A 659-nucleotide genomic window follows, 5' to 3' on the forward strand; every position below is an offset into this window, starting at 1 on the left:
CGTTGGTAAGTCAACTCTGTTTAATGCACTAACTAAAGCAGGTATCGAGGCAGCAAACTTCCCGTTTTGTACCATCGAACCAAACACAGGTATCGTTCCAGTACCTGATCTACGTCTAGATGCATTAGCGAAAATTGTTAATCCGCAGAAGATCCTTCCTACAACGATGGAATTCGTTGATATCGCTGGCCTAGTTGCTGGCGCATCTAAAGGTGAAGGTCTGGGTAACAAATTCCTAGCAAACATCCGTGAAACTGACGCAATTGGTCACGTAGTTCGCTGTTTTGAAAACGAAAACATCGTTCACGTTTCTGGCAAAGTATCACCAATCGAAGACATCGAAGTGATCAACCTTGAACTTGCACTGGCTGACTTAGACAGCTGTGAGCGTGCAATTCAACGTAATGCTAAGAAAGCAAAAGGCGGTGACAAGGACGCTAAGTTCGAAATCACTGTTCTAGAACAGCTACTACCAGTTCTTACTGAAGGTGGTATGGCGCGTACAGTTGAGCTTTCAAAAGAAGAAGCGGCAGCAATTGGCTACCTAAACTTCCTTACACTTAAGCCAACAATGTACATTGCGAACGTAAACGAAGACGGTTTCGAAGATAACCCGTACCTAGATGCACTTCGTGAATACGCAGAAAAAGAGAACAACG

At 44.2% G+C, this 659-nt stretch carries 1 protein-coding gene; it reads left to right on the forward strand.

Annotation, left to right across the window (positions count from 1 at the left end; all coding sequences use genetic code 11):
• A partial coding sequence (gene ychF / locus KIV40_RS35235; protein WP_285354125.1) for a redox-regulated ATPase YchF occupies positions 1-659 on the forward strand: 659 nt, incomplete at both ends.

This window comes from Vibrio sp. D173a, assembly GCF_030248475.1.